22 protein-coding genes and 6 pseudogenes are annotated in these 24561 nt (G+C 69.3%); 16 read left to right on the top strand and 12 right to left on the bottom strand.

Going from position 1 to position 24561, the window contains the following annotated elements:
* Nucleotides 1-17 precede the first annotated feature (17 nt).
* From ACSMTC_RS00535 to ACSMTC_RS00545, 3 genes are all read left to right on the top strand, one after another.
* On the top strand, nt 18-308 hold the full coding sequence (locus tag ACSMTC_RS00535) for a transposase (protein WP_436557611.1): 291 nt from the start codon (nt 18-20) through the stop codon (nt 306-308).
* On the top strand, nt 305-1195 hold the full coding sequence (locus ACSMTC_RS00540) for an IS3 family transposase (protein WP_436557612.1): 891 nt from the start codon (nt 305-307) through the stop codon (nt 1193-1195). Before ACSMTC_RS00535 ends, ACSMTC_RS00540 begins: the two co-directional genes overlap by 4 nt.
* A gap of 231 nt (nt 1196-1426) precedes the next feature.
* Nucleotides 1427-1738: a CHAP domain-containing protein gene (locus tag ACSMTC_RS00545; protein WP_436564562.1), complete on the top strand. Its 312-nt coding sequence runs from the start codon at nt 1427-1429 to the stop codon at nt 1736-1738.
* A 426-nt stretch (nt 1739-2164) separates the two neighbouring features.
* Here the strand turns inward: ACSMTC_RS00545 and ACSMTC_RS00550 are convergent.
* Nucleotides 2165-2668, bottom strand: a pseudogene (locus ACSMTC_RS00550) (transposase); the annotation flags it as partial.
* 336 nt (nt 2669-3004) lie between these two features.
* Between ACSMTC_RS00550 and ACSMTC_RS00555 the strand changes: the two are divergent.
* The 4 genes and pseudogenes from ACSMTC_RS00555 to istB all read left to right on the top strand — a co-directional run bounded on the left by ACSMTC_RS00555 (nt 3005) and on the right by istB (nt 7595).
* Entirely contained in the window at nt 3005-3958 is a 954-nt protein-coding gene (locus tag ACSMTC_RS00555) for an IS481 family transposase (RefSeq protein ID WP_436557613.1), read from the top strand.
* Nucleotides 3955-5289: pseudogene (locus tag ACSMTC_RS00560) on the top strand (IS1634 family transposase); the annotation flags it as partial. The gene ACSMTC_RS00555 and the pseudogene ACSMTC_RS00560, both read left to right, overlap by 4 nt.
* A gap of 186 nt (nt 5290-5475) precedes the next feature.
* On the top strand, nt 5476-6828 hold the full coding sequence (gene istA, locus ACSMTC_RS00565) for an IS21 family transposase (RefSeq protein ID WP_436557614.1): 1353 nt from the start codon (nt 5476-5478) through the stop codon (nt 6826-6828).
* Nucleotides 6825-7595, top strand: a complete 771-nt coding sequence (gene istB / locus ACSMTC_RS00570; RefSeq protein WP_436557615.1) for an IS21-like element helper ATPase IstB — start codon at nt 6825-6827, stop codon at nt 7593-7595. Before istA ends, istB begins: the two co-directional genes overlap by 4 nt.
* A 56-nt stretch (nt 7596-7651) precedes the next feature.
* Here the strand turns inward: istB and ACSMTC_RS00575 are convergent, their stop codons facing one another.
* On the bottom strand, nt 7652-7855 hold the full coding sequence (locus ACSMTC_RS00575) for a hypothetical protein (RefSeq protein WP_436557616.1): 204 nt from the start codon (nt 7853-7855) through the stop codon (nt 7652-7654).
* Nucleotides 7856-8007: 152 nt separating this feature from the next.
* Between ACSMTC_RS00575 and ACSMTC_RS00580 the strand changes: the two are divergent.
* A pseudogene (locus ACSMTC_RS00580) lies at nt 8008-8340 on the top strand (IS1634 family transposase); the annotation flags it as partial.
* A 107-nt stretch (nt 8341-8447) separates the two neighbouring features.
* On the opposite strand, the pseudogene ACSMTC_RS00585 reads toward ACSMTC_RS00580, so the two are convergent.
* The 3 genes and pseudogenes from ACSMTC_RS00585 to ACSMTC_RS00595 form a co-directional block, all read right to left on the bottom strand.
* Nucleotides 8448-8804: pseudogene (locus tag ACSMTC_RS00585) on the bottom strand (transposase); the annotation flags it as partial.
* A gap of 126 nt (nt 8805-8930) precedes the next feature.
* Complete coding sequence (locus tag ACSMTC_RS00590; RefSeq protein WP_436557617.1) at nt 8931-9779, bottom strand: IS5 family transposase; 849 nt, start codon at nt 9777-9779, stop codon at nt 8931-8933.
* A gap of 139 nt (nt 9780-9918) precedes the next feature.
* Entirely contained in the window at nt 9919-10761 is an 843-nt protein-coding gene (locus ACSMTC_RS00595) for an IS5 family transposase (protein WP_436557618.1), read from the bottom strand.
* A 50-nt stretch (nt 10762-10811) separates the two neighbouring features.
* On the opposite strand from ACSMTC_RS00595, the gene ACSMTC_RS00600 reads away from it, so the two are divergent.
* The 3 genes and pseudogenes from ACSMTC_RS00600 to ACSMTC_RS00610 all read left to right on the top strand — a co-directional run.
* Nucleotides 10812-10955 carry a hypothetical protein gene (locus ACSMTC_RS00600; RefSeq protein ID WP_436557619.1) on the top strand — a complete coding sequence of 48 codons (144 nt, stop codon included), beginning with the start codon at nt 10812-10814 and terminating at the stop codon, nt 10953-10955.
* A gap of 89 nt (nt 10956-11044) precedes the next feature.
* Nucleotides 11045-11563 carry a hypothetical protein gene (locus ACSMTC_RS00605; protein WP_436557620.1) on the top strand — a complete coding sequence of 173 codons (519 nt, stop codon included), beginning with the start codon at nt 11045-11047 and terminating at the stop codon, nt 11561-11563.
* Nucleotides 11564-11982: 419 nt separating this feature from the next.
* Nucleotides 11983-12132: pseudogene (locus ACSMTC_RS00610) on the top strand (IS110 family transposase); the annotation flags it as partial.
* Nucleotides 12133-12185: 53 nt separating this feature from the next.
* Here the strand turns inward: ACSMTC_RS00610 and ACSMTC_RS00615 are convergent.
* Nucleotides 12186-12371: a hypothetical protein gene (locus ACSMTC_RS00615; RefSeq protein ID WP_436557621.1), complete on the bottom strand. Its 186-nt coding sequence runs from the start codon at nt 12369-12371 to the stop codon at nt 12186-12188.
* 303 nt (nt 12372-12674) lie between these two features.
* Between ACSMTC_RS00615 and ACSMTC_RS00620 the strand changes: the two are divergent.
* A pseudogene (locus ACSMTC_RS00620) lies at nt 12675-14158 on the top strand (SDR family oxidoreductase); the annotation flags it as partial.
* Here ACSMTC_RS00620 and ACSMTC_RS00625 read toward each other — a convergent pair.
* The 3 genes from ACSMTC_RS00625 to ACSMTC_RS40625 all read right to left on the bottom strand — a co-directional run bounded on the left by ACSMTC_RS00625 (nt 14139) and on the right by ACSMTC_RS40625 (nt 16754).
* Nucleotides 14139-14546 (bottom strand): hypothetical protein, encoded by a 408-nt coding sequence (locus ACSMTC_RS00625; protein WP_436557622.1) that lies wholly within the window; start codon nt 14544-14546, stop codon nt 14139-14141. The pseudogene ACSMTC_RS00620 and the gene ACSMTC_RS00625 sit on opposite strands and share 20 nt — an antisense overlap.
* Before the next feature lie 875 nt (nt 14547-15421).
* Complete coding sequence (locus ACSMTC_RS00630; RefSeq protein ID WP_436557623.1) at nt 15422-16213, bottom strand: DUF2785 domain-containing protein; 792 nt, start codon at nt 16211-16213, stop codon at nt 15422-15424.
* A gap of 145 nt (nt 16214-16358) precedes the next feature.
* Nucleotides 16359-16754 (bottom strand): SRPBCC family protein, encoded by a 396-nt coding sequence (locus ACSMTC_RS40625; RefSeq protein WP_473965319.1) that lies wholly within the window; start codon nt 16752-16754, stop codon nt 16359-16361.
* A 505-nt stretch (nt 16755-17259) separates the two neighbouring features.
* Between ACSMTC_RS40625 and ACSMTC_RS00635 the strand changes: the two genes are divergently transcribed.
* From ACSMTC_RS00635 to ACSMTC_RS00645, 3 genes are all read left to right on the top strand, one after another.
* On the top strand, nt 17260-17820 hold the full coding sequence (locus ACSMTC_RS00635) for a DUF4253 domain-containing protein (protein ID WP_436557624.1): 561 nt from the start codon (nt 17260-17262) through the stop codon (nt 17818-17820).
* A gap of 161 nt (nt 17821-17981) precedes the next feature.
* A complete protein-coding gene (locus ACSMTC_RS00640; RefSeq protein WP_436557625.1) occupies nt 17982-18347 on the top strand; it encodes a hypothetical protein in 366 nt (121 codons plus the stop codon).
* A gap of 524 nt (nt 18348-18871) precedes the next feature.
* Nucleotides 18872-19657: an SDR family NAD(P)-dependent oxidoreductase gene (locus ACSMTC_RS00645; RefSeq protein WP_436557626.1), complete on the top strand. Its 786-nt coding sequence runs from the start codon at nt 18872-18874 to the stop codon at nt 19655-19657.
* Nucleotides 19658-19988: 331 nt separating this feature from the next.
* Here the strand turns inward: ACSMTC_RS00645 and ACSMTC_RS00650 are convergent, their stop codons facing one another.
* Entirely contained in the window at nt 19989-20126 is a 138-nt protein-coding gene (locus ACSMTC_RS00650; RefSeq protein WP_436557627.1) for a hypothetical protein, read from the bottom strand.
* A 142-nt stretch (nt 20127-20268) separates the two neighbouring features.
* Here ACSMTC_RS00650 and ACSMTC_RS00655 point away from each other — a divergent pair, with 142 nt between their 5' ends.
* Nucleotides 20269-21324, top strand: coding sequence for a S41 family peptidase (locus tag ACSMTC_RS00655; protein WP_436557628.1), 1056 nt, complete (start codon nt 20269-20271; stop codon nt 21322-21324).
* Nucleotides 21325-22299: 975 nt separating this feature from the next.
* Here ACSMTC_RS00655 and ACSMTC_RS00660 read toward each other — a convergent pair.
* Nucleotides 22300-22710, bottom strand: a complete 411-nt coding sequence (locus tag ACSMTC_RS00660) for a hypothetical protein (protein WP_436557629.1) — start codon at nt 22708-22710, stop codon at nt 22300-22302.
* Nucleotides 22711-22824: 114 nt separating this feature from the next.
* Nucleotides 22825-24411, bottom strand: a complete 1587-nt coding sequence (locus ACSMTC_RS00665) for a Na+/H+ antiporter (RefSeq protein ID WP_436557630.1) — start codon at nt 24409-24411, stop codon at nt 22825-22827.
* Between the last annotated feature and the right edge of the window lie 150 nt (nt 24412-24561).

The raw sequence follows: 24561 nt of genomic DNA on the forward strand, positions 1-24561 counted from the left end.
TGGGAACCAAGAGCAACATGAGTAAGCGGTATACGGCGGAGTTCAAGCGGGACGCGGTCGCGCTGGTTCGTTCGTCGCCGCATCGGAACGTCACCGAGATCGCCAGGGAGCTGGGGGTCAGCCCGGAGGGGCTGCGGGGCTGGGTCAAGCAGGACCGCACCGACCGGGGCGAGGGCCGGCCCGGGGATCTGACCAGTGCGGAGCGCGAGGAGCTCACCCGGCTGCGGCGACAGACGGTCGAGCAGCAGAAGACGATCGAGATCCTGCGCAAGGCAGCCGCCTATTTCGCGGCCGAGACGACACGGTGATCCGCTTCCGTTTCGTTGAGGACCACCACGGCGCCTGGGGCGTCAAGCGGATCTGCCGCGTCTTGGGCATCGCCCGCTCCTCGTTCTACGACTGGCGGGCCGGCGAGCAGGCCCGCCGTGCCCGGGAACGGGCCGAAGATCTGCTCGCTGCCGAGATCGCCGTGATCCACCTCGCCTCCCGCGGCGCCTACGGCGTCCCGCGCGTGCACGCGGAATTGCGCCGCCAGGGGCGGGCGGTCAACCGGAAGAAGGTGGAGCGGATCATGCGCGAGCGTGGGATCGCGGGCGTCACCCGCCGCCGGCGCCGTGGTCTGACCCGCCAGGCCCGCAAGCCCGTGTTCGCCCCCGACCTGATCGGGCGCGACTTCAGCGCGCCCCGGCCGGGGATGCGGTTGGTCGGCGACATGACCTTCCTGCCGACCGAGGAGGGCTGGCTCTACCTGGCGACCTGCATCGACCTGGCCACCCGCGAGGTCGTCGGCTACGCGATGGCCGACCACCACCGCGCCGAACTTCCGGTGGCCGCACTGCGGATGGCCGCCGGCCGTGGCGGTCTGGAACGTGGCTGCATTTTTCACTCGGACCGCGGCAGCGAATATACGTCGAATGAATTCCGCAGTGAGATAGGCAAGTTGGACATGAGGCAGTCGATGGGGCGAGTCGGCTCCTGTTACGATAACGCCGCCGCCGAGAGCTTCTTCGCTGTGTTGAAGGAGGAGATCGGCACGCGGATCTGGCCGGACCGCGCGACCGCCCGCGCGGAGGTCTTCGCGTTCATTGAGACCTTCTACAACCGCAGGCGTCTACGCAGGCACCCCGAGTGGGGCTACCTCACCCCACTCGAGATCCGCCAGCGACACCGGCAAGGTCACACCCTCGCGGCGTAGACAGAGAGTGTCCGAGCGCAGGGTGGAACTTCAAGCGGCTACGGCGGCGCCAGCCAGGACTTCGCCCCCGGCGCCAAGGGCAACCTCAACGCCACCCTGAAGAACAACAACGCCTCCCACCAGTTCCTCAGCGGCGGCGGCAACGGCAGCAACCAGACCCCCACCGACGACTTCGACCACGGCACCCGCGGCTTCGCCGCCGACAACTGCACCGCCTTCGCCGCCTACCGCATCGCCAGCCGTCTCGGCGTCCCGAACTTCAGCAACTCCTGGGGCGGCACCACCTGGGGCAACGCCAACACCTGGGACGACGCCGCCCGCCGCGTCGGCGTCACGGTCAACACCACCCCCACCGTCGGCGCCATCGCCGTCAACGACGTCCACGGCACCTACGGCCACGTCGCCTACGTCAACGCCGTCTACTCCGACGGCTCCTTCGACGTCGAGGAGTACAACTGGAACAACCGCACCGCGTACGGCACCCGCAGCCACGTCCACGTCAGCAACGCCGACACCGACTTCCAGTGGATGCTCCACTTCTGAGCAACCACCAGCAGGACACCGGCACACCCAGGCCAAAGGCAACTCCACAGCCGGGGTGATCCTGTGAGCGCGCGGGTCACGGCGGTGCGACGATACCCGCCGGAGCCGCAGCGGCACACGTCGAAGCCCCGTCAGGCAGGTGACCTTTCCAAGTCACCTCCGTCCAACGGGGCTTCGACACACCACCCGGGTTCCGCACCACACACACCAGGCGGCGACGGCTGGCCCCTCGCGCGCCAGGCTCTATGGCAGGGCCCGTTTCTCGCGGCTCCTGCGGCGTGAAGGAGTCCGACCGATCACGGCCATCCGGACGTGTCCCGGCCAGCATGCCCCAGAACGGCCGGCGGTCAGCCCAGGTCGAAGCCTTCGGGATCGTACTCGAAGTCCTCAGCTCTGAGTGGACGTTAAGACCGACCGGCAAATGGATCACTTGAGGCGGCGTGTGGTGGGACGGTCGCCCCACCGGTAGCGGGTGGTGGCGCGGCGGATCAGCATGCGGAGTGTGACGAGTGCGGCGGCCAGGTGGAGATAGAACTCGACGACCGCGCCGTTCCTCTCGGTACAGTGCCGCAGCTTGCCGTAGCCGTTCATCCACGAGTGCGTTCGTTCCACGGTCCACCGCTTGCCGGCCTGGATCGGGGCGGGTACGCCCTTGCGGGCGATCTCACCGGTGAAGCCCAACTCCCGAAGCAGACTTCGGGACTTGTTGTTGTCGTAGCCCCGGTCGAGGTTGACATTCACGTCCTGAGGAAGGGGCCCGACCTGCCCGATGGCGGCCTCGAGGGTTGGTCCGAGAAGAGGCGAGTCGTGGCGGTTGGCCCCCACGGCGACCAGGCCGAGCGGGACGCCGTGGGCCTCGGTGGCGATCGAGCGTTTCAGGCCCTGCTTTCCGCGGTCGACCGGGGACCGGCCCGCACGCTCGCCGCCGCACGCCCGGGTTCGACGTAATTCGCGGGTTCTAGAGGGTCTCCGGGGTTGAACGTGCAGGTCATCGGGCTGCGGTGGGTGCTGGCGCCCGAGAATGCCTAGAGACGCGACTTTTCTGATTCTCCTGCGCTGGCCTGCTGCTTCGGCCTATCGTCTGGAGTCGTGTACGTGAAGACGACGAAGCGGGAGAACAAGTCCGGGACGGTCCGGTACCTGCACCTAGCTGTACTGATCACGGAGGTTGGTGACAGGGCTCACGGCGTGGTGATCTTGAAATGAGTGAGGGCCTTCTGGCTCGGTGTGGATTGCGACATCTGCACCTCAGCCAGAAAGGCCCTCATGCCACACCGTAACGCACCGCTGACCGAGACCGGACGCCTGCGCCTGGCCCGCTGCGTAGTCGACGACGGCTGGCCGTTGCGGCGGGCCGCCGAGCGCTTCCAGGTCTCGCCCACCACGGCCAAGCGCTGGGCGGACCGCTACCGCATGCTCGGCGAGGCCGGTATGAGCGACCTCTCCAGCCGCCCGCACCGCAGCCCTCGGCGGACCCCGTCGCGCACCGAGCGGCGGATCATCAAGGTCCGCGTCCTGCGCCGCTGGGGCCCGGCCCGCATCGCCTACCTGCTGAAGCTCAACCCAGCCACCGTGCACCGCGTCCTCACCCGCTACAGGCTCGCCCGCCTGGCCCACCTGGACCGCGCGACCGGCCGCGTGGTGCGGCGCTACGAGCACAGCGCGCCAGGCGAGTTGGTCCACGTCGACATCAAGAAGCTCGGCAACATCCCCGACGGCGGCGGCCACAAGATCCTGGGCCGTGAGGCCGGCCGCAAGAACCGCTCCAAAGCCGGCTACAGCTACCTGCACAACGCCGTCGACGACCACTCCCGCCTGGCCTACAGCGAGATCCTGCCCGACGAACGCAAGGAGACCGCCACCGCCTTCTGGGCCCGGGCAAGCGAGTTCTTCGCCCGGGCAGGGATCACCGTCCAGCGCGTGCTGACCGACAACGGCTCCTGCTACCGCTCCCGGACCTGGCGCGATGCCCTCGCGGCCGAAGGCATCACGCACAAGCGAACCCGGCCCTACCGGCCCCAGACCAACGGCAAGGTCGAACGCTTCAATCGCACCCTGCTCGACGAATGGGCCTACGCCAGGCCCTACCGCACCGAACAGGAACGCCGCGACGCCTACCCCGCCTGGCTCCACACCTACAATCACCACCGCGGACACACCGCACTCGCAGGCAAACCACCCGCCAGCCGCGTCCCCAACCTCACGGGTCAGAACACCTAGCCCACAACGAGTGGGACCCGGTGAAGGGGCGGGCGGTGCCGAAGGTGCTGTTCACCTTCGGCCGCGAGGACGACCTGGACCGCGACGCGGTCAAGCGCCTGGTCGCGTCTCTATCGAGGCTGCTGGAGCCGGGGGACACCCTGGCCGCGACCGCCGCCTCCGACCTGGAGTTCGTCTCCTCGGTGCCGTTCGGCGGCGCCTACGTACTCGACCACCTCTGGCGCCGACTGCGGATCGATCAAATCGTGGGCCGAGTCGGGCAGCCCAAGCGGGGTCGCCGCCGGGACATGGCCGCGACCGAGCGGGTGCTGTTCGCCCTTGTCGCCAACCGCGCGCTGGCCCCGTCCTCGAAGCTCGCAGCCGCGGACTGGATCACGAACGACGTGCACATCGACGGCCTGGCCGATGCCGGCGAACAGACCTGCTACCGGGCGATGGACTGGCTGCACGAGGTCAAGGACGACCTGGAGAAGCAGGTGTTCGACGAGGTCGCGAACCTGCTGAACCTGGAGGTGGACCTGCTGTTCTTCGACACCACCAGCACCTACTTCGAGCTGGAGGAGCCCGACGAGCCGGTCGCCCGCGACAACGCCGGCCGCAGGCTGGAGGGCGACGGCCAGGCAGGCGGCGACGCGAAGCCGGTCGGGTTCCGGACCTACGGCAAGTCGAAGGACTCCCGCGACGACCTGCCGCAGATCGTCATCGGCATGGCCGTCACCCGCGACGGCATCCCGGTGCGCTGCTGGTGCTGGCCGGGCAACGCCTCCGACCAGACCCTGATCCGGCAGGTCAAGGACGAGATGCGGGACTGGACCCTCTCCAAGATCGTGTGGGTGGCCGACCGCGGATTCTCCTCCGCCGAGAACCGCCGCTACCTGCGCAAGGGCGACCACGCCTACATCATCGGCGAGAAGCTCCGCTCCGGGAGCCCCGAGGTGCAGGCCGCCCTGTCCCGGCAGGGCCGCTACCAGGACGTCGGCGAGAACATGCGCGTCAAGGAAGTGCGGATATCCGACACCGACCGGTTCGTGATCTGCCACAACCCTGAAGCGGCCGAGCGTGACCGGCACATGCGCGAACAACTCGTCGCCCAACTTGCCGACTTGATCGCCGACACCGACAAGCTCAGCGACTTCAAGCGGGGCGAACTGCGCGGCAGGATCGCCGACAAGCCCGGCCTGAACCGCTACCTTCGCGCCACCCCGGCCGGCAAGCTCCGCATCGACCAGGCGAAGATCAAGGCTGAGGAGAACCTCGACGGGAAGTACCTCCTGCGCTGCTCGGACCCTCACCTGAGCGCCGAGGACATCGCGCTCGGCTACAAGTGTCGGCGTACACGTGAACGTCCCCAGCCACGTACGGATGAACGTGGCCGCTTCTTGATGCGTCGTGGGCTGTTGCCCGACACTCTGCTGCTTGGTCGGTGAGGAGAGTGCGGAGGGCGGCTGACGGTGGTTCTGGATCCGCATCGCTGGTTGGAACTGAGGCGTTTCCGTGGCCTGTTCGATTCCGGGTCGATGAGTCTGTCGGAGATCGCCAGGGAGACGGGGCTGGACCGGAAGACGGTCCGTAAGTACCTCTCGGCCCCGGGCCCGGCCACCCCACCACGCCGGTCGTCGAACGGACGCTCGCGGGCAAGGGTCATCGACGAGTTCGCGCCGCTGGTCGACTCGATGCTCCGGGCGGAGGTCCTGATGAAGGCCGCCGTGATCCACGAGCGCCTGGCCACCGAGTACGGGTTCACCGGGAACTACCAGCGCGTCAAGCTCTACCTCCAGGAGGCCCGCCCGCGGATCGCCGAAGAACTCGGCATCACACCGAAGGAGCTGGCGGGGATGCACCGCCGGTTCGAGGTGATCCCGGGCGCCCAGGCCCAAGTGGACTGGGGGGACGAGGGCAAGATCCTCGCCCACATGGGCATCGACAAGGTCTACTCCTTCCACATGACGCTGTCGTACTCGCGCGACCCGTTCTGCTGCTTCACCACCAGCCAGGACCTGCAGACGTTCTTCGACTGCCACCGCAGGGCGTTCGCGCACTTCGGCGGGGCACCGATGACGATCGTCTACGACCGCACCAAGACCGTCGTCCGCCGCCACGTCGCCCCGGGCGAGGCGGTCCCGCTGCACCCGGAGGCGGTCGGCTTCGCCGGCCACTACGACTTCGACCCCGACGTCCTGGCCGCCTACCGCCCCACCGGCAAAGGCCGGGTCGAACGCCAGGTCCTGATCGTCCGCGACCACGTCCTGTCCGGCCGGGCCTTCTCCTCCATCGAGGAGATGGACTCCGCGTTCGCCGCCTGGGTGCCCATCCGGCGCGCTCAGATCCACAAGACACACCGCGAAGTCATCGGCGAGCGGGCGGCCCGCGACCACGCGGCCCTCAAACCGCTGCCACCCACCCCGTATCTGGTGGCCGAGCGGCACCTGCGGCCCGTCGGCAAGGACTGCCTGGTCGCCTTCGGCGGCAACCTCTACTCGGTGCCGGCCCGCAAGGTGCGACCGCGCCAGCTGGTCGAGATCCGGGCCACGAAGTCGCAAATCATGCTGCACTCCACCGTCCCCGGCACCGACGGCGAGACACTGCTGGCCATGCACGCCAGGGCGGTCGGCCGGGGTGCCCGCGTCGTCCAGGAGACGCACTGGGACGGCCTGCCCACCGGCAAGGGACGCCGGACCACCACGGGTGATGTCCCCTCCCAGCCCCGCCACGAGCGGCCTCTCGGCCGGGAAGCCGGACCCCTGCAATCCCTGCTGAACCGGGCCGCGATCACCCGCATCGAAGTCGGCCGCCGTCCGCTGTCGGTCTACGACGAGCTGACCGGTACCCGCCCCTTCACCACCAACCGACCGACGAAGGAACCCTCTTGAGCCAGCTGACCGGCAACCGCATCCGGACCACGGCCGCCAAGCTCGGCCTGCCCCACCTGGCGGAGACCATCAACGAGTTCACCCGGCGGGCGGACGAGGCGAAGATGGGCTACCTCGACTTCCTCGACCTGGTCCTGTCCGAGGAACTCGCCGTCCGCGACGACCGGCGCTTCCGCCAGGGCCTGCGGCTGTCGAAGCTGCCCCACCACAAGACAATCGACGAGTACGACTTCTCCTTCCAGCCCGACCTCGACCCGCGCAAGGTCAAGGACCTCGCCACCCTCTCTTTCGTCGAGGCCAAGGCCAACGCCGCCCTCCTCGGGCCGCCCGGGGTGGGAAAGACACACATCGCCGTCGGGCTCGCGGTCGCGGCCTGCCGAGCTGGTTACTCCATCTACTTCACCAGCCTCGACGACATGGTCCGCAACCTCAAGGCCGCCGAGACAGCCGGTCGCCTGGCCAACAAACTCGGCACCTACCTGCGGCCCGGCGTCCTGGTGGTCGATGAGGTCGGCTACCAGCCCCTGGAGCGAGCCGAGGCGAACCTGGTCTTCCAGGTGATCTCCAAGCGCTACGAGAAGGGCTCGATCATCCTGACCTCGAACAAGACCTTCAGCGAGTGGGGACAAGTCTTCGGCGACGAGGTCCTCGCCACCGCCATCCTCGACCGGCTCCTCCACCACTGCGACGTGATCTCCATCAACGGCCCCAGTTACCGCCTGAAGAACCGCCTCAAGGCCATCGAGCGAGACGCGGAAGTGGCCTGACATCCAGCCTCGTTGGACGTCGACTGTCCGCCGAGCTTGACCGGTGTCAGTGTGCGTCAGGAGTAGAAGCCTCGGCCGTACTCTTCGCGGTTCAGCTGGAAGTCGTCCGGTCGATCACGGCGGAGCTCCTCGTAGCGCGCGACGAAGGCGTCCAACGCCTCGTGCAACGTGCAGTCCGACACCTCCCGGATTGCCTTGATCGCGAAGACGATCCGGTGATCCAGGATGTCGCGGTCTACGCTCTCCGGCAGCTGTCCCATGGGGTCGACAGCGTAGCGGAGGCCCCGCGTGCACTGGGCCTGAGCGGTTGGGACCTCCTGGCAAGCAGCCAAGATCTGGCGCCAGAGACCGCCTGATAGCTGGGGACGTTTAGGCGTACGCAGTTGGGGAGTCAAGGCCGTACGCCGACAACAAGCAACTGCTGGAAGTCGAGCGCGGCTGGCGCGACATGAAGCAGATCATCGACCTGCGGCCCGTCTACCACCGACTCGAAGAACGCATCCGAGCCCACGTCGTCCTGTGCTGGCTCGCTCTCCTGCTGATCAGGATCACCGAGACCACCACCGGCGACACCTGGCCGCACATCCGACGCGAGCTCGACCGCCTCCACCTGGGCACCTTCACCGGCCCCACCGGAACGTTCCAGCAGGTCACCGCCCTGACGAAGCCTCAGCGGGACCTGCTCGCGAAGCTGCAGATCCCCGTCCCCAAGCAGGTCGTCGCGCTTCAGCCCGCAACCCGCTGACCAGCAGAAACGCGACCGCCTAGAGAAACGCCCTCCAGGCGGTCACAAGCACGTCCGCCCAGGTCAGACCCCGGATTCGCCACTCCAGGCTGCCGAATTATGTCGAACCCGGGGCACGGGGCCTTGGTGATGCAGCCGTCGACGGATATCTCGGACAGTTCCAGGCCGATCATGCGGTCGTACGCCTGGAGCGCGAGAGCGTGGACGGCCTCGGAAATGCCTTGTTCCGCCCATTCCTTGAGTCTTCGACGGATGGTGCGGTCCGAGCATCCGGGGCTGGAGAGGCGCTCGTAGCCCGAGCCGTGGACCAGTGCGAGTACCACGTGTTCGAACACGGTCCGGTCGGGGACTCTGCGGCGGTGGCAGCCGAGTGGGTGGCCCACAGCGAACTCCGGTCGTGTGGGCAGGAGTGCGGCGAATTGGTCCCAGAGGGGTTCGAGCAGGCAAGATGGCAGCGCGGGCACGGCTGTCCTTCGTGATCACTGAGCGTAGAGAACTCCATGATCGCGTGGACCCGTGCCCGTTCTGCCGTCCGGGCCACCTCGCCAGCACCTATTGCCGGTCGGTCTTAGAGGGTGTTCGATACCGATTTAGGCTGCCGCAGGCGGTTTCGGACGGAGGTATTGCCCGGTTCTGTCCGGGCTGGCGGTCAGGCGGTCGGTCATGGAGTTCACCATGGCCCACTGGATCATCGAGCGTGACCGGTCCGGCAGTTCCTCGTAGTCACGGTGGAGCCGCCGGTACCGGGACATGATCCCGAAGGTCTGCTCCACGCGCCAGCGGATCGGCTGGACGACGAAGCCTTTCTGCTCCTTGTCCCGGGCCACGACCTCGACGTCGATGTCGAGTGCGGCGCCGTGCTTGACGACGGCGTTGTTGTAGCCGGCGTCCACCCACGCTTTGGTCACGGTGGGCCACTGGGCGGCGAGGGTGTCCAGGACCTGCTTGCCGCCGGCGGAGTCCTGGACGCCGGCGGCGGTGACGATCAAAACCAGGAGCAGGCCGAGGGTGTCGGTGGCTATGTGGCGCTTGCGGCCCTTGACCCGCTTGCCGCCGTCGTAGCCCTGGCTGTCGGCCGGGGCGTTCGGTGAGGCTTTCACGGACTGGGCGTCGATGATCGCGGCGCTGGGCAGGATGCGGCGGCCCTTCTTCGCCCGGAGCTGGTCACGGAGTGTGTCGTGGATCCGCTCGGTGGTGCCGTCTCGTTCCCATTCCTTGAAGTAGCCGTAGACGGTGGTGTGGGGTGGGAAGTCGTGCGGAAGGTAGCGCCATGCGATGCCGGTCCGCGCGACGTAGAGGATCGCGTTGACCACCTCGCGCAGCCCGGTCGTGGGCTCACGTCCTTCGGCGCGGGTGCGTCGCCACTCCAGCAGCATGGGCTCGATGAGCTCCCACTGATCGTCCTTCAGGTCCGAGGGATACCGGCGTCGTTCCGTCACAGTTGATCAATATCGCGGACACGGACCCGGCCGCCACGAGATCCTGGAACCGAGTCCGCGCCGCAAGAACCAAAGCCGGACAGTTGGGGGGAATCCCCTATCGAACACCCTCTTAGAGGCTGCGCAGATAGGCGGCTGGTCATGGGCGGCGTCGGGGGCGGGTGTCCCAGCGGTGGGTGGTCCAGGCTCGGCGGATCAGACTGCGGACGGTGATGACGGTGTCGGCGAGGTCGAAGAAGGCTTCGATGACGCTGGTGCGGCGCTCGTAGCAGCGGGCGAGGCGGTGGAAGGCGTTCTGCCAGGCGTGGGTGCGCTCGACATGCCATCGCCGGGTGGCCTGGACCGGCGCCTTGGTCCCCTTGCGCGCGATCTGACCGCACAGCTTCCGCTCGTCGAGCACGGCACGGGACTTGTCCGAGTCGTAGCCGGCGTCGAGGTGGACGGTGATCTCGTCGGGCAACGGCCCAAGTCCCTCCAGGAGATCGAGAGTTGGCGCCAGGAGCGGCGAGTCGTGGCGGTTGGCGCCGGCCAGGACGCGGCCGAGCGGGATGCCGTAGCCACCGGTCATCCCGGACCGTTTCATGCCCTGCTTGCCCCGGTCGACGGGTGAGCGTCCGGCCGCTTCGCCGCCGCCGGGGGCCTTGGTGATGGCGCCGTCCACGGCAATCTGGTCGAGGACGAGGCCGACGACGCGGTCATAGGCCTGGAGAGCGATCTGCTTCAGGCGGGCGAACAGGCCCAGGCCGATCCACTCGTCGCGGCGGCCTCGGATCGTGGCGGCCGAGCAGGTCGAGTCCGCTATCGCCTCGTAGGAGCAACCGAACCGCAGGACTTGGAGCAGCTTGTCGAAGACGATCCGGTCGCTGATCCGGCGTCGGTGGCAGCCCAGCGGGTGGGCTGGATCGAACTGTGGCCGCTGCGGCAGCAGGGCGGCGAATTGGTCCCAGAGCGGTTCGGTCAGCCAGAATGGCAGCACAGGCACAGGTCTCCCCAATGATCACAGAGCGTCGCAACTCCATGATCAAGGAACCTGTGCCTGTCTCGTCCGCCGACTGCTCGACGAACGGGGCCGAACAGCGACGCTACATCGGCTCCGAGATCCTCGGCCGCTGCCGCCTTCACCTGATCGAGGGACAAACCCCCGACGAGACCACCCCGACCGCACTCGCCGCCTAACCTGCAACCGGATCACCGAGTAGCCGTCGATACACCACTCCAGCGGACGTGACCTGCATCCCGCATCCCAAGGACATCAGGGGGACCAGATGAACATCGCTTCGCGCTTGCGCACCACCGCCCTTGCCACCATCACCGCGCTTGCTTCCTTCGGACTCACCCTCCCGTTGGCGGGGACGGCGCATGCGGGCACCGTTCCGGGCTGCCGCACCGACAAGTACTACTTCGAGGTCGACGACGCCGCACTCACCCGCGCTGAGGGCGCGTTCATCCAGGTCAACATCACCGCGTGCTGGGACAACAACGGGCAGCTCGCCTCAGGGACCACCGCCACGGTGCAAGCTGCCACCAAGGGCGCGGCCGCAACCCTGTATGACGTAAGCGTCGCCAGCACCAACATGTGGACCACCGCCAGCTCGGAGGCTACCTACTACTTCGACGGCAACGTCGTCCTGAAGCAGTGCGTGATCACGAGCCTGCTGCCGCTGTGCGCCAACGACGAGATCAAGCTGACCGGCTACGCAGACAAGCCCAGCACCACCGGTGCCGCCGCCACGAGCTTGAACACCTGGGACTGGACTGTCAAACGGGTCAACAGCGACCACTAGACGGGGGCTTGACTGAGCAAGGAGCCCCCGTAGTAATCGCCGCAAAAACAACGGATATCGCTGACCAGCAGGAACGCGGCTTGGCCCGCTGGTCAGCCTTCCCGCCCGACGTGATGGGTAGGCACACCACACTCGCCGAGCCCATGGTCACGCCCGTGCCGCCCCGGCCAGCCCAGCCAACCGAGTAGCCGTCAGGGGATCTCGAATGAGTGGTACGGCCACTTCACGACGAGGAACGTGTTCTCCACCGCAACGTCCGGCCCGAGGACGGCCTGGACCGCGGCGAGCAGGTTCAGAAAGCGAACGGCGAACTCAGCCCAGTCCTCCGTGAGGTGGGGGTTGCGAACGATCTCGTGGTCACGGTGGGCGGCGGTCAGGAGCGCGGCGCGGCCCCGGGCAGACCCCGGCATGGACCACCCGATCGCCGATACCTCAAGAAGCGCGCTGAGGGCTGCGACCACGTCCAGGCCCTCATCGCCCTCGCCCGCCGCCGGGTGAACGTTCCGTGGGCCCTTCTGCGCGACGGACGGGAGTTCACCCCCGCCCAGCCGGCCGAGCAGACGGCTTGACTCGGTCATTGAAACTCCCGGGATCGTCGTGTGGGTACGAGTCGGAACCGGGCTCAGCCGAAGGTGGGGATGGTGGTGGGTGCCTGTGTGGGGCTCTCAGGTGTCCAGCGCGGGTCGTTGGCGAGCTGGAGTCGCTCCCACAGCGACCTGATGTCTTCCGCCCGGCCGCGCAGCGCGGTGATCAGGGATTCGAGGACCGTCCAGGAGGGGACGGCGGGCTTCTCCAGGACCGCTTTCACCGCATGCGCGGTGACGGCTGCCCGCAGGCTCCGCCAACGCCGGACCAGGTCGCGGCGGTGACGGTGAGCTTGAGCTCGGTGCCGGGCCACGGGCTTCCGCAGGCGATGAGGATCGTGCCGGTGCTGCGCAGGTGGGCGCCCGGGCGAGCCGCCGTCCGGGGCTCCAAGGGCCGCAGCGCGTAAGCCGTCCGCCGTACCGCAACGGCTCGAAGGCGTTTCGAATCACCGGCGCAGCCTGCCCGACGCTCGCCGCAGACCAAGCGATCATCGACCTGCCGTACCCCTCACCCTCCGGAGGTCCCGATGAACGATCCGGCTCCCACCGGTCTGCGGTGCCTGGTCACGGGCGCCACCGGCTACATCGGCGGGCGGCTCGTACCGGAGCTGCTCGCCGCCGGACACCAGGTCCGCTGCCTGGCCCGCGACCCCGGGCGGCTGCGCGACCACCCCTGGCGCGAGCGCGTCGAGACCGCACCGCAGACGTCACCACGCCGCAGAGCCTGCCGCCCGCCTTCCAGGACGTGGACGTCGCCTACTACCTGGTGCACGCGCTGACCACCGGGCCGGGCTTCGAGGCCACCGACCGTGCCGCCGCCCGGGCGTTCGCCGCAGCCGCCGCGGCGGCCGGGGTGCGCCGGATCGTCTACCTCGGCGGCCTGGTACCCGACGGCGTGCCGGCCGACCGGCTCTCCCCTCACCTGCGCTCGCGCGCCGAGGTGGGCCGGATCCTGCGTCAGAGCGCGGTGGCCACCGCCGAACTGCGCGTGGCCGTGATCCTCGGCTCCGGGTCGGCGTCCTTCGAGATGCTGCGCTACCTGACCGAACGCCTGCCCGTCATGGTGACCCCGAGCTGGGTCGACACCCGGATCCAGCCGATCGCCGTCCGGGACGTGCTGCGCTACCTCACCGCCGCAGCGACCCTGCCGCCCGACGTCAACCGCGCCTTCGACGTCGGCGGCCCGGATGTCCTGACATACCGCCAGATGATGCAGCGCTACGCCAAGCTGGCCCACCTGCGCCCCAGACACATCATCCCTGTGCCGGTCCTGACCCCCCGGCTGTCGAGCCACTGGGTCGGCCTGGTCACCCCCGTGCCGAACGCGATCGCCCGGCCGCTGGTCGAGTCGCTACGCCACGAGGTGGTCTGCACCGAGCACGACATCTCCCGCTACGTCCCTGACCCGCCCGAGGGGCTGCTCGGCTTCGACTCCGCCGTGCGCCTGGCGCTGCGGCGCATCCAGGACGCACAGGTCGCCACCCGCTGGTCCTCCGCCAGCATCCCCGGCGCCCCCAGCGACCCACTGCCGACCGACCCGCAGTGGGCCGGCGGGAGCCTCTACCAGGACGTACGGGAGCGCCGGGTGGCGGCCGACCCGCAAGCCGTGTGGCGGGTGATCGAGAGTATCGGCGGCGACAACGGTTGGTACTCCCTCCCCTTCACCTGGGCGCTGCGCGGCTGGCTGGACCGGCTGGCCGGGGGCGTGGGACTACGGCGCGGGCGGCGCGATCCGACCCGGCTACGGGTAGGTGACTCGCTGGACTTCTGGCGCGTGGAGGCCATCGACCGGCCACGACTGCTGCGCCTGCGCGCGGAGATGCGGCTGCCAGGCCTGGCCTGGCTGGAGCTGTCCGTCGTGCCCGACCCCGCTGGTGGATCGGTCTACCACCAGCGCGCCCTGTTCCACCCCCACGGGCTCGCCGGTCACGCCTACTGGCACGCCGTGTCCCCGTTCCACGCACTGGTCTTCGGCGCGATGGCCCGCAACATCACCAGTCGGGCGCTCGCCGCCGGTTGAGCCTGCCGCACCGGCCCCTTTCCCCCCAGAGCAGCCCGGCCACCGACAGCGCTCCCCACCCGACCGAGACCGCGAGCGCCGCCCGCCGGTGGCGCGCCGTGGGCAGGGTGCGGGACAGCAGTGCGGCGTCACCGAAGTCCGCCACGATCCGCAACAGGGTCGCGGTGCGCAGGCTCCGGTCATCCGGTGCCAGTGCCATCGCCGCACCGCAGGCGGCGTCCCGCAGGCCGAGCGGGCGAAGCGAGGCTGCCACCTCCGGTGCCACCCCGCCGGGGCCGGCCAGCCCGGACGGCCGGGCGAGCAGCTCCGGGCGCAGGGCCACGGCGATTCCGTAGACGGCCGTTGCGGCTCCGGTGGTGCGCAGCAGCGAGCGGTTCACCCGACCTCCTCGGTGGTTGTGCGGTATCAGGTGCCTGCCACACGTCATGAACGGCACGCTCTGGGGCGGACAGCAGAACGGCACAAGCACCACGCGCTGCCCGTTCGGGTGAGCCCATCCCCCGGGTCAGCTCGACTGTAGTCCGACCCGACGGCTCTGCCGAACCTGACTGTGCCCGCGCAGCGAGGTACGGACCTCGGAGCTGTCCCGGTCGGCGAACGCGACGATGATGCGGGTGGCCGCGAACTCCTCCCGCAGGCGGCCGCGCTCCCCTCGACAGCTGCCGGCCGCGCGCAGCTCGTCCACCTCGCCGTTGCCCCCATTCTCCGGGTCCCTCCCGGGTCGACTTGCTCGGCGGCACTCCCGTTCAGCGTGATCGCGTCCCGATGGCCGGCAGCGCGATCTACGGCTGCTGGCGGCGTAGTACCACCATCACCCTCGCACAGCCTCAACGAGTGACCGGGCCCCGGACCAAAACCGCCACGGCGACCTCGGCGCACCTCGACAGCACCGCTGATTGCCCCTCACGCGAGGTGCACACCCGCCGGAATGGCCCTCGGCACTGGTGGGCTCGCATATTCAACTGTCGCCAGTTCTCCGAGGAGTCCAACCGGCTGGTGACCTCGTGTGATCGCCAGCCGCGTACGGCTCCGCGCCCCGTCGGTCTCCTCCAGGAGGCGGCTGGTGGTCTTGTCGTGGTAGCCGAGAGCGTCCGTGACAACGGGGCGGGCAGTTCAAGGAGCCGCTGTCGGATGGCGGCGCCGCGGGCGGCTGCGACCGGGACGCCGATCCCACCCATGAGCGCGGAAAGGTGGTCGGGGCGGGCCGGCTGAGGAAGAGCCGGCGGGGTACCCGGCCGAACCGGGTGCCGTCGGTCAGCGTCTGACGATCCGGTCGAGGGCTGTGGCGATGCCGGACTTGACCGCGTCGCGGTGGTGGAGGGGTTCCGCGGGCAGTTCGCTGGTGGGGCGCACGCCCCGGTCGGCGAGGATGTAGAGCAGGCGCAGGGTGCGCAGGCAGTTGCTGATGTGAGCGGGCACCGGGGTGCTGATGCGGTCGGCCCCGAAGCGGTCGGCGATCGGTTCCAGCCAGCCGACGGCGTCGCGTTCGCTCAGGTCGGTGCGGGCGAGGACCCGGGCGATCGCCCGGGCGAGGCGGTCGTCCTCCATCTGGTCCCAGACGTGGTCGGTGGGCGCCGTCAGCCGCGCGGCGGCGAGGTCCAGCATCCGCACCGGCGCGACCTCGGGGTGGCGACCGAAGCTGGCAAGCAGGTCCGCGCCGTGCGCCACCGCGTGAAGCCAGCCGAGCGTCTCGTCGTGGCCGCGCAGATCCTGCTCCGCCGGGTACCAGTGCTCGAACGCGTCCACCCAGCCGGCCTTGAAGTCCCCCGCGGCCACCAGCATGTCGAGCACGAGGGGCGCGAAGGTGCGGGCCTCGACCCGCGGGTCGGTGAACCGGGTGGCCATCTCGTCCCCCAGCTCCAGCCGCCGGGACGTCCCGATCGCCCCGCGGGCGATCCAGGTCGCGAGGACGGCGTAGGGCGCACCGTCCCGGACCAGTGGATCGGGATCTGCCAGGGCACGGGACAGCTCGCGGACGAGGTCGCCCATGGGCCGGTCAGCGGGCACGGCACAGTCGGCGGCTTCGACGCTCTTCCAGTCGGTCATGACGGGCAGAATAGGTCTTTGCCGTTGCCGTACGCCTGCGAATTATGTCCAGGAATCCGTCTCACCAGCTGTGTGGTGTGGTCGTCGAGCGGGGTCAGCCGGGAGGTGGTGGTTCCGGAGAATGGGCCGAAGTCGCCGTCCATGGTCAGAAGGGTCGGGGGTCGTACCTGACGACGCGGAGGTGCTCCTCGGCCGGGCGCGGGATCGTGCGGGTCTGGCGGTAGGTGGATCCGCCCCCGATCGGGCCGGGGGAGGTCTGCTCGGTGTGGCTGAGCGTGTAGTTCCAGCGTGGGAGGTTCTCGGGCCGTGCGAGGTAGGCGAAGACCTCGCCGAGGGGCGCGTTGATGGTCAGGGTGTTGAAACGCTCCCGCTGCCGCGCGCCGGTGCTTCCCTCGGTACGAGCTGCCGTCTTCCGGTACGAGCACCACTTCCACTCCCCCGGGTACGCCGCGCAACCGGCTATGACGACACAGGTCTCTTGGTCCAGGAAGCCGGAGTCCGCACGCGGCCGGCACCGCGATCGGCATTCCGCTGAGGCCAGGGCAGGTCAGGCTGTATACGTACGGCATGACGTGCCTTCAGCCCACCGGGCCCGGAGTTGCTGATCGAGATCGTCGACGGCCTACCGCCGCAATCGGCATACTTGCCGCCCATGGCGGGCTGGCCGCCAAGCCTCGGCGGCTGTCGGCCGACAACTGATGAGTGCGGCCGTCCATCCGCTCTTGTTGTCAGCACACTGCCTTAGCGTGTCCGCGTGACCGATCCTCAGCCCCCCGCGCACCGAGCCCCACCATCTCCTTGCCTCCACAGCCGTCGGCCACCTCGCCCTGCCGACCCCGCTCCCGGCGGGCCGCCTCCTCGGATCCGACGAAGGCGACGACAGCGCACCCGTGATGTGGATGAGCGATGGACCGGCCCCCGCAGGGCTGTGGGAGGTCCTACACGGAGAGCGGGAGCGATCCGGCCTGTGGCCGCTGCTTCTCGCCCCCCTCCACGACGAGTCGGACTTCCGCCCCTGGCAATCCCAGGAGCTGTACCCGCGGCAAATGTCCTCCCCCGACGGACATGACGCCGTCGCCCTGCTGCGCGACTGGTGGGAGGGCGTGGCCTCCTGGGAGGCCGATGGCCCGGAGGAGGCCGACGAACGGCTGGCGGTCACCGCGCCGTTCGGGCCGGCCTGGCCCGGACTCGCCCCAGCCCCGGCCAGGATCCGCGATCCCGACGAGAAGGCGTGCTCCATCGCTGCGGAGATGCTGCGGGCTCGCCCGGGCATGCGGATCGGCCTTGTCCCTGCCGCCGGCGGTGCCGAGGCGCTGGCGGCCTGCGGATGGAGCGGCCCTGTGAACCGCGAGAACGACACCGGGAAGATCGCCAGTGTGCTCCGCAGCTGGGAGCGCCGCTTCGGCGCCAGGGTGGTCGGTGTCGGCTTCGACACCCTCTACCTCAGCGTCGCCGCCCCGCCCACCGACATGGACCACGCCCTGCTGATTGCGGCCGAGCACCTCGCTCTCTGTCCAGACAACATCCTGCAAGGCCATAGGGACACACTGGCCGAGTACGCCGCCGACCTCATCGACGAGGAGCTCTGGGTTCTCTGGTGGGACTGAGGTGCGGCTTCCCCGACGTCGGGCCGGTGCACCGCCGGCTTCCCGGCCCGGTACCGGGCCTGGGGTCCCTGTGGAGTGGACACAGCGTCGGGCCATCCACCGGTCGGTGCTGCCGAGCAGCGCTGGCCCGCCTGACGCGATCGACAGAGAGGCTGGACGGAGTGTCCGAGCAAGAGCAGTCCTGGTACGCGGTGCGCACCTTCTACCGCTGGACTCCCTGGAAGGAAGAGCCGTATGAGGAGCGCATCACGCTCTGGCAGGCGGCGGACCTGGACGCCGCGATGGCGCAAGCCGAGCGGGACGCGGCGCAGTACGCCAAGGAGAACAGCTTCGAGGTGCTGCCGCTCACCCAGGCGTTCGCCCTCGACGGCCGACCGGGGCACGGCAGCGAGGTCTACTCACTGCTCCACCGGACCGGGCAGACGCCGACCGCCTTCCTCGACCGCTTCGCCGCCCCCGACGACGAATCCGAGGCGCAGCCCGCGGCGAGAGGCGTCACCTCACCACCCCGCCCGGCAGCCTCCTGACCGCCTGAACGCAGCATCACACCCGCTGAACCCCCAGGCGGTCAGCCCGCCCACGCAGCACGGCACAGCACCACGAGCCTGACGCGAACTCAGCCGGCTCCCGACACATACGGGGTCCTCATCCAGACCGCGGGAAACCCCACTGCCTCTCGTGCCATCCGGCACTTCTCAGCCGACCTCACAGACCCCCAGGCCACACGGCCCGGGCACCCTGCCGGCCCGCCACAGCACAACAGGTCACAGTCTCCGGTCCTTCCCCGGATAGAGCTTCGCACGCGCAACACCAGCACCTCCCACCACGGATCGCCCGGGACGGACACCAACGCGGCCACCAACTCCCGGAGCGTCGAAGCCCTGTTGGAGCCGTGGTACTCCAGCCTTGGATCGTCAGATCGTGACGTTGACGGCTGGAACCAGAGCCCCTGCCGCCCCTGCGCTCCTCCACAGGGACGGTGGCATGGCTGGTACACCCGGCGTGGGTGTCCCTAGAGCCGCTTCGCCGACACGGGAAGGAAAGAAGACCCATGACCTCAGTAGACAGCAGCCGCTTCGCGGGCAAGGTCGCGGTGGTGACCGGAGGCAGCCGGGGAATCGGCGCGGCGGTCGCCGCGCGACTGGCCGCGGAGGGGGCAGCGGTCGTCATCGGCTACCTCGGCAACCAGCAGGCGGCGGACGAGTTGGTCGCCACGCTCGCGGCCGGCGGCGGCAGGGCACTTGCCCTGCGCGCGGACGTCGCCGACCCCGAGCAGACCAAGGCCCTGATCGAGCGGACCGTATCCGAGTTCGGCCGGCTCGACGCGCTGGCCTCGTGCGCCGGCATCGAGCACTTCGACGCCCTGGAGAACATCACCCCGGCCGACTTCGACCGCGTCTTCGCCGTGAACACCCGCGGCCAGCTGTTCGCCGTCCAGCACGCCGTCGCCCACATGCGCGAGGGCGGACGGATCGTGCTCACCTCCTCGGTAAGCGCCTCCCGCGCGGTGTTCGGTCACACCCTGTACGCCTCGTCCAAGGCGGCCGTGGAATCCATGGTCCTCAACCTGTCCGCGGAGCTCGGCCAGCGCGGCATCACCATCAACGCCATCGCCCCCGGCGGCACCGCCACCGACATGGCCGCCGAGCACGCCGCCAGCTACCTGCACCCGCAGCTGCGGGACTCGATGCCGCTCTCCCTTTGGCTGTCCGTCCACGGCGCGCTCGGCCGCCTGGCCCAGCCCGAGGAGATCGCCGCGGGCTACGCCTTCCTCGCCTCCGACGACGCCGCCTACATGACCGGCCGCACGCTGCCCATGGACGGCGGCTTCTTCTAGAAACCGTCTTGAGCTGACCCCTACCAAGAAGTCGCACCATCTGGCACAGCCAGGTCACATGCGGTCCTTCGCCGGGTAGAGCTTCGCGTGCAACACCCGACCTCCCGCCACCGGTCGTAGAGCCTGCCGCGCCGGCGCGGCCTGCGCTCCCTTGTCGGTGGGCATTCTCCTCGCGGAGGTCCGTCACCATCACCGGGCACACGCGGACGCCGCGCCCGGCCGGACCGGACCAGCACCGCAGCGCGGACCTCACCGGGACCCGCCCGCGGTTCGGGCAACTCCAAGACCTGCAGGCCCTCCGGACCGCCGAACTCGTGAACACCAACAACCTTCATGCCCTAGTGCAAAAGGAGAGGTAGACCGGGATGACGACCCAGGAGACCTTGCCCTGCCGGTAGGCCTGGCGCAGCGCGCGGCCGATGGCCTGGACGATGTCGGTGATCGAGCTCTTGGGGTCGGCGAGGCACACCGCACGGCCGCGATGTCGATCCCTTCCGACAGGAGGCGGGAGTTGGCGAGGATGCCGCACTCCTCGCCGTACCTTGTTGCCGTTCGGGCCGGGTGAGATCATCTGCCTGTCGGTGGGGCGGTGGCGCAACGGGGGGACGCGCATGGCGTACACGGAGATATGGCTGCGCCGGATCCGGGTCACAGCGAGCCTGCTGCTCTGCACGGTGCTGCTCGACATAGCGGGTACGGCACCGGTGGTTCCGGACAGCAGTGCGGCCACTTCGGATCCCGCGTCGGCTGCCATGTCCCCACAAGCCCGGGCCTATCTGGATCACGCGTTGGACCTGCTGCAGCGCTACTCCATCGCTCGCGACCACACCGACTGGTCCGACCTGCGTAAATGGATCTATCCGTTCGCCAGCGGGGCGCAGCGCACCGCCGACACCTACCGGGCCATTCAGACTGCGGCCAGGTTCCTCGACAAGCACAGCAGTCTGGAACCGCCCGCGATGGTCCGCGCGAAGCAAGCACCGCCTACTTCGGACCTGCCCGTGCCCACCGGCCAGGTCGAACCGGGCCGACTGGGCCTGCTCGTCCTGCCCGAGAGAGCACTCGGCGCAAACCTCGGGGACCGACAGTACGTACAGGCAGGCCGTGATGCGGTCGAGCGCCTGGACCGCGCGGGCGTCTGCGGCTGGATCGTCGATCTTCGGGGCAACCCCGGCGGCAGCATGGACCCGATGGTCGCCGCCGTAGCACCCCTTCTCGGAGACGGACCCCTCGGCCGTTTCATCGACCCGGACGGCACGGCGGACCACTCCTGGGGCATCAACGGCGGTGAGCTCCAACGCGACGGGCGAACGGAATCCTTCGGCACCACCTCCTACCGGCTGCGTCTGCCCAACCCTCCCGTTGCCGTGCTGACCGACGGGAGAACGGCCAGCGCGGCCGAAGCCACGGTGATCTCCTTCCACGACCGCCCACGCACCCGGTTCTTCGGCGCGCCCACAGGCGGATACCCCTCAGGCAACATCGTCTTGCCCCTGAGTGACGGCGCCCGACTTGTCATCACCAGCACGGCCGAGGCCGACCGCACCGGCCACCGCTACGACCCCGACAGGCCGCTCCTCCCGGACCAACCCACCCCGCCCGAGGAAGCGGACACCGCAGCACGAACATGGCTGGCCCAACAACCCGCGTGCGCCTCGGTGACCTGAAGCCACAGCCCGGCACGCGCCAGCCGCATCCCGCAACCGCCGCTGGAGACCGGATCCGAAGGCACGTAGCGCGGTAGTCAAGCCGTTGGGGTTGCCCGCGCCGTGCACGTACGCGGTGCGGCCCGGACGCGCCACACCCCCGGAGTCGCCGGGCCGGCCACCTGGCCGTGGTTGGCGTCGGGCGCGGCCGGGCGGGGCCTCGCGCTGACGGGTGCTCACGGCTGCTCCCGGTGGTGGTGGTCGGCTGCTGCTCTCCGGGATATCCGGCACTTCCGACAGCGGCCAAGCCCGTTCCGGGCCCGCACGCTGGCGCTGCGCTACGCCGAGTTCGGCGAGGACGTTCCCGTGCGACGGAGGTCCGGAGCTTCGCCAGACGACGCCGCGCTGCTCGTACTCCATGACGGATTCGACGCTGATGGCGATGGATGCTCCACATTCGCGGGTGATCATCCAGAGCGCCAGATCGATTCCGCTGGTGACACCGCCCGCGGTCACCAGGTTCCCGTCGTCAACGACTCGCGCGTCGATCACCTTGCCTCCCCGGGAGGCCACGCCGGGGTCCTGACGCAGGCCGCCGCCGTGATCGGACGGGCCACCGACCACGAGATCATCCCCGGCGGGCGGAACCCTGGAGGCAGGATCCCGGTGCCGGCGGGCGGGAGTACGAGTACCGTGGATATTGGCCTGCAGGGCGAGCGAGGGAGTTCGACCGGATGGGCCCCTGGCGATGGGCGAAGGCTCCGCGCGGGGCCGTTTGTCGCCGGTCGGGCTGAGAGGCTGGAAGGTCTGTGAGACCGGAAAGCGACCTCCATCACCTGATCCGGACAATGCCGGCGAAGGGAGCCCACCTTGCAGGTTTCTTCGCATGCGCGCACGGCGTCGCCACGCGGACGCGATCAACGCAGGGGATGGCGTACCGGTCAGTAGGCCTGGTGGACGGCGGTGTGAGACCTCAACTGGCGCGTGCTGCCGCAGCTACGCCTGGCCTGTGGCGGGCGGCGGACTCTCGGGCCACACCTCGAACGCCTGTGAAACCCCCGCGGGCGGTCCGGCACGGAAGCGGTCGCGGATCAGCGCCGCGACCTTGACCACGGCATCGGCTCTACCGCCGAGCTCCACTTTCACCGGGCCGGCACCGGCAGGTGCGAGGGCAACCGGCCGTGCGGCGGGTTCGGCGATCGGCGCCGACGTGTCCACCTGCCAGCGGGTGCGGGCCACCTGATCGGCGGGTGAGACATAGTCCCCGGCTGTGCCAGGACCTGGGACAGCGATCAGCCTGAACGACTCGCCCACCGCGTCGGCGACCACGTTCGCAACGGGCAGCGCACCGACGATCGACATGTGCACCATCGCGCTCGGTTCCCGTGAAGGGTTGGCACCGGTCATCGCTCTCCTCCGCGGTCGGCTCCTCTCCCAGGGTCTGCCGATGCCAGGCCTGCCGCACCTGGGCAGCGGGGCACCAGCCCTGTGCACAGCGGCCGGCGGCACGACGTCGGCCCGTCAGTCACGGGCACGGAGGCTGGCTTCCTCGAGGTCGAGTTCGCGCTGGATCCGGCGCCGGGTGGCGTTGCTGATCATGTTTGCGTCGTAGAGGCGCTGGAGCTCGGCCGCCTCGATGCCGATGAGTGTCCGGCGTATCTCGCGATAGGCGTCGGCGGGACGGGCGTCCGGGTCGCTGTAGTGGGCATCTTCCGCTTGGTGGATGCGCGCTTCCAGATGGCGACGGGCCTGTTTCAAGGCGGCCTCAGCGGCGGCGCCCAGTTCGGCGAGCTCATCCAGATCGCCGAGCTGTTTGAGCTCTTCGAGAGCGGTGTGGGCAATGTGTCGGCGGGTTTTGGCCTCCTCGCGGGCGGTGTGCTCCGGTTCCAGTGCGATGCCCGAGCGGCGGACGACAGGAGCGAGGGTGAAGCCCTGGAAGACAACGGTGAGCGCGATGGTCCCGGTGGTGAGCGTGAGGATGAGCGCCCGGTGCGGCAGCGGCTCCCCCGTGTGGGTGACCAGGGGGATGGAGAGCGCGGCGGCCAGCGGCATGACGCCCCGGGCGCCCGCCCAGGACAGGACGGCCGGAACGCGCCAGGAAAGGCGACCATCTCCCTCCTTGTGCCGGTACCGGATCAGGGCGGACAGCGGGAAGAGCCACAGCAGGCGGATCGCCAGCACCGTGAAGGCGATCACCGGCACCCACAGCAGCCAGCCGTGCTCGTCGTGTGCGAGGTGACGGACGGCAAAGGGGAGCTCGAGACCGATGAGGGCGAAGACGACGCTCTCCAGCAGGAAAGTCACGGTGTCGTAGACGGCGTGGATCTGGAGACGGACGGGGGCGTTGCTGAGCTTGTGGCCGGTGCTGCCGAGGACCACCCCGGCCACGATGACGGCGGTCACGCCGGAGGCGTGCGAGTCCTCCGCGATGACGTACGAGGCGTACGGAGTGACCAAAGCGATGACGGTCTCCAGCACGGGGTCCTCGGTCCGTCTGCGGATGAGGGTCACCACCGCGGCGACCGCCGCGCCGATGAGGGCTCCTCCGCCCGCGAGGATCAGGAACTGCTCGACGGTCCCGGACACGGTGATGGCGCTGCCGGAAACCGCGGTCGCCACGGCGACCTTGTACAGAACCAGCGACGTGGCGTCGTTGAACAGGCTTTCCGCCTGCACCATGGCCTGCACGCGCGATGGCAGGGACAGGCGCCGGCCGAGAGCGGTGACCGCCACGGGGTCGGTACTGGCCAGGACAGCGCCGAGAATCAACGCGGTCTCGGTGGTGAGCGGAGTGATCGCCCGGGCGACGTACCCGACAGCGACGGCCGAGGCCAGGACCAGACCGAAGACCAAGCCGGTCACAGGCCGCCACACGCTGCGCAGGTCACGGACGGAGATTTCCCCAGCCGCGGCGTAGAGCAACGGCGGCAGCACCAGCACACTGATCACGTGAGGCGGCAGGCGGACCTCGGGAACCCAGGGCATGAGACCGACGATCACACCGGCGATGACCAGGAGCGAGGGAGCCGGCAAGCTCCAGCGCCGGGCACCGGTAGCCACCGCCGTGGCCAGGACCACAAGCAGCAAGATGACGGTCAGACCAGTCATGCAACGTCCCCAACGGGTTACGACGTGTTACCACCCTCTGACCAGGTGCTCTACCAACGTAACCGGATTACGGACGCCGGCTCACCACCAGGCAGCCGGGGCCCACACCCTCTCCCGCGGCCGACGCCACCGCGAGATAAGCCGGCCCTT

This window comes from Kitasatospora sp. HPM-01-4, from assembly GCF_051374625.1.
Classification (GTDB): Bacteria; Actinomycetota; Actinomycetes; order Streptomycetales; family Streptomycetaceae; genus Kitasatospora.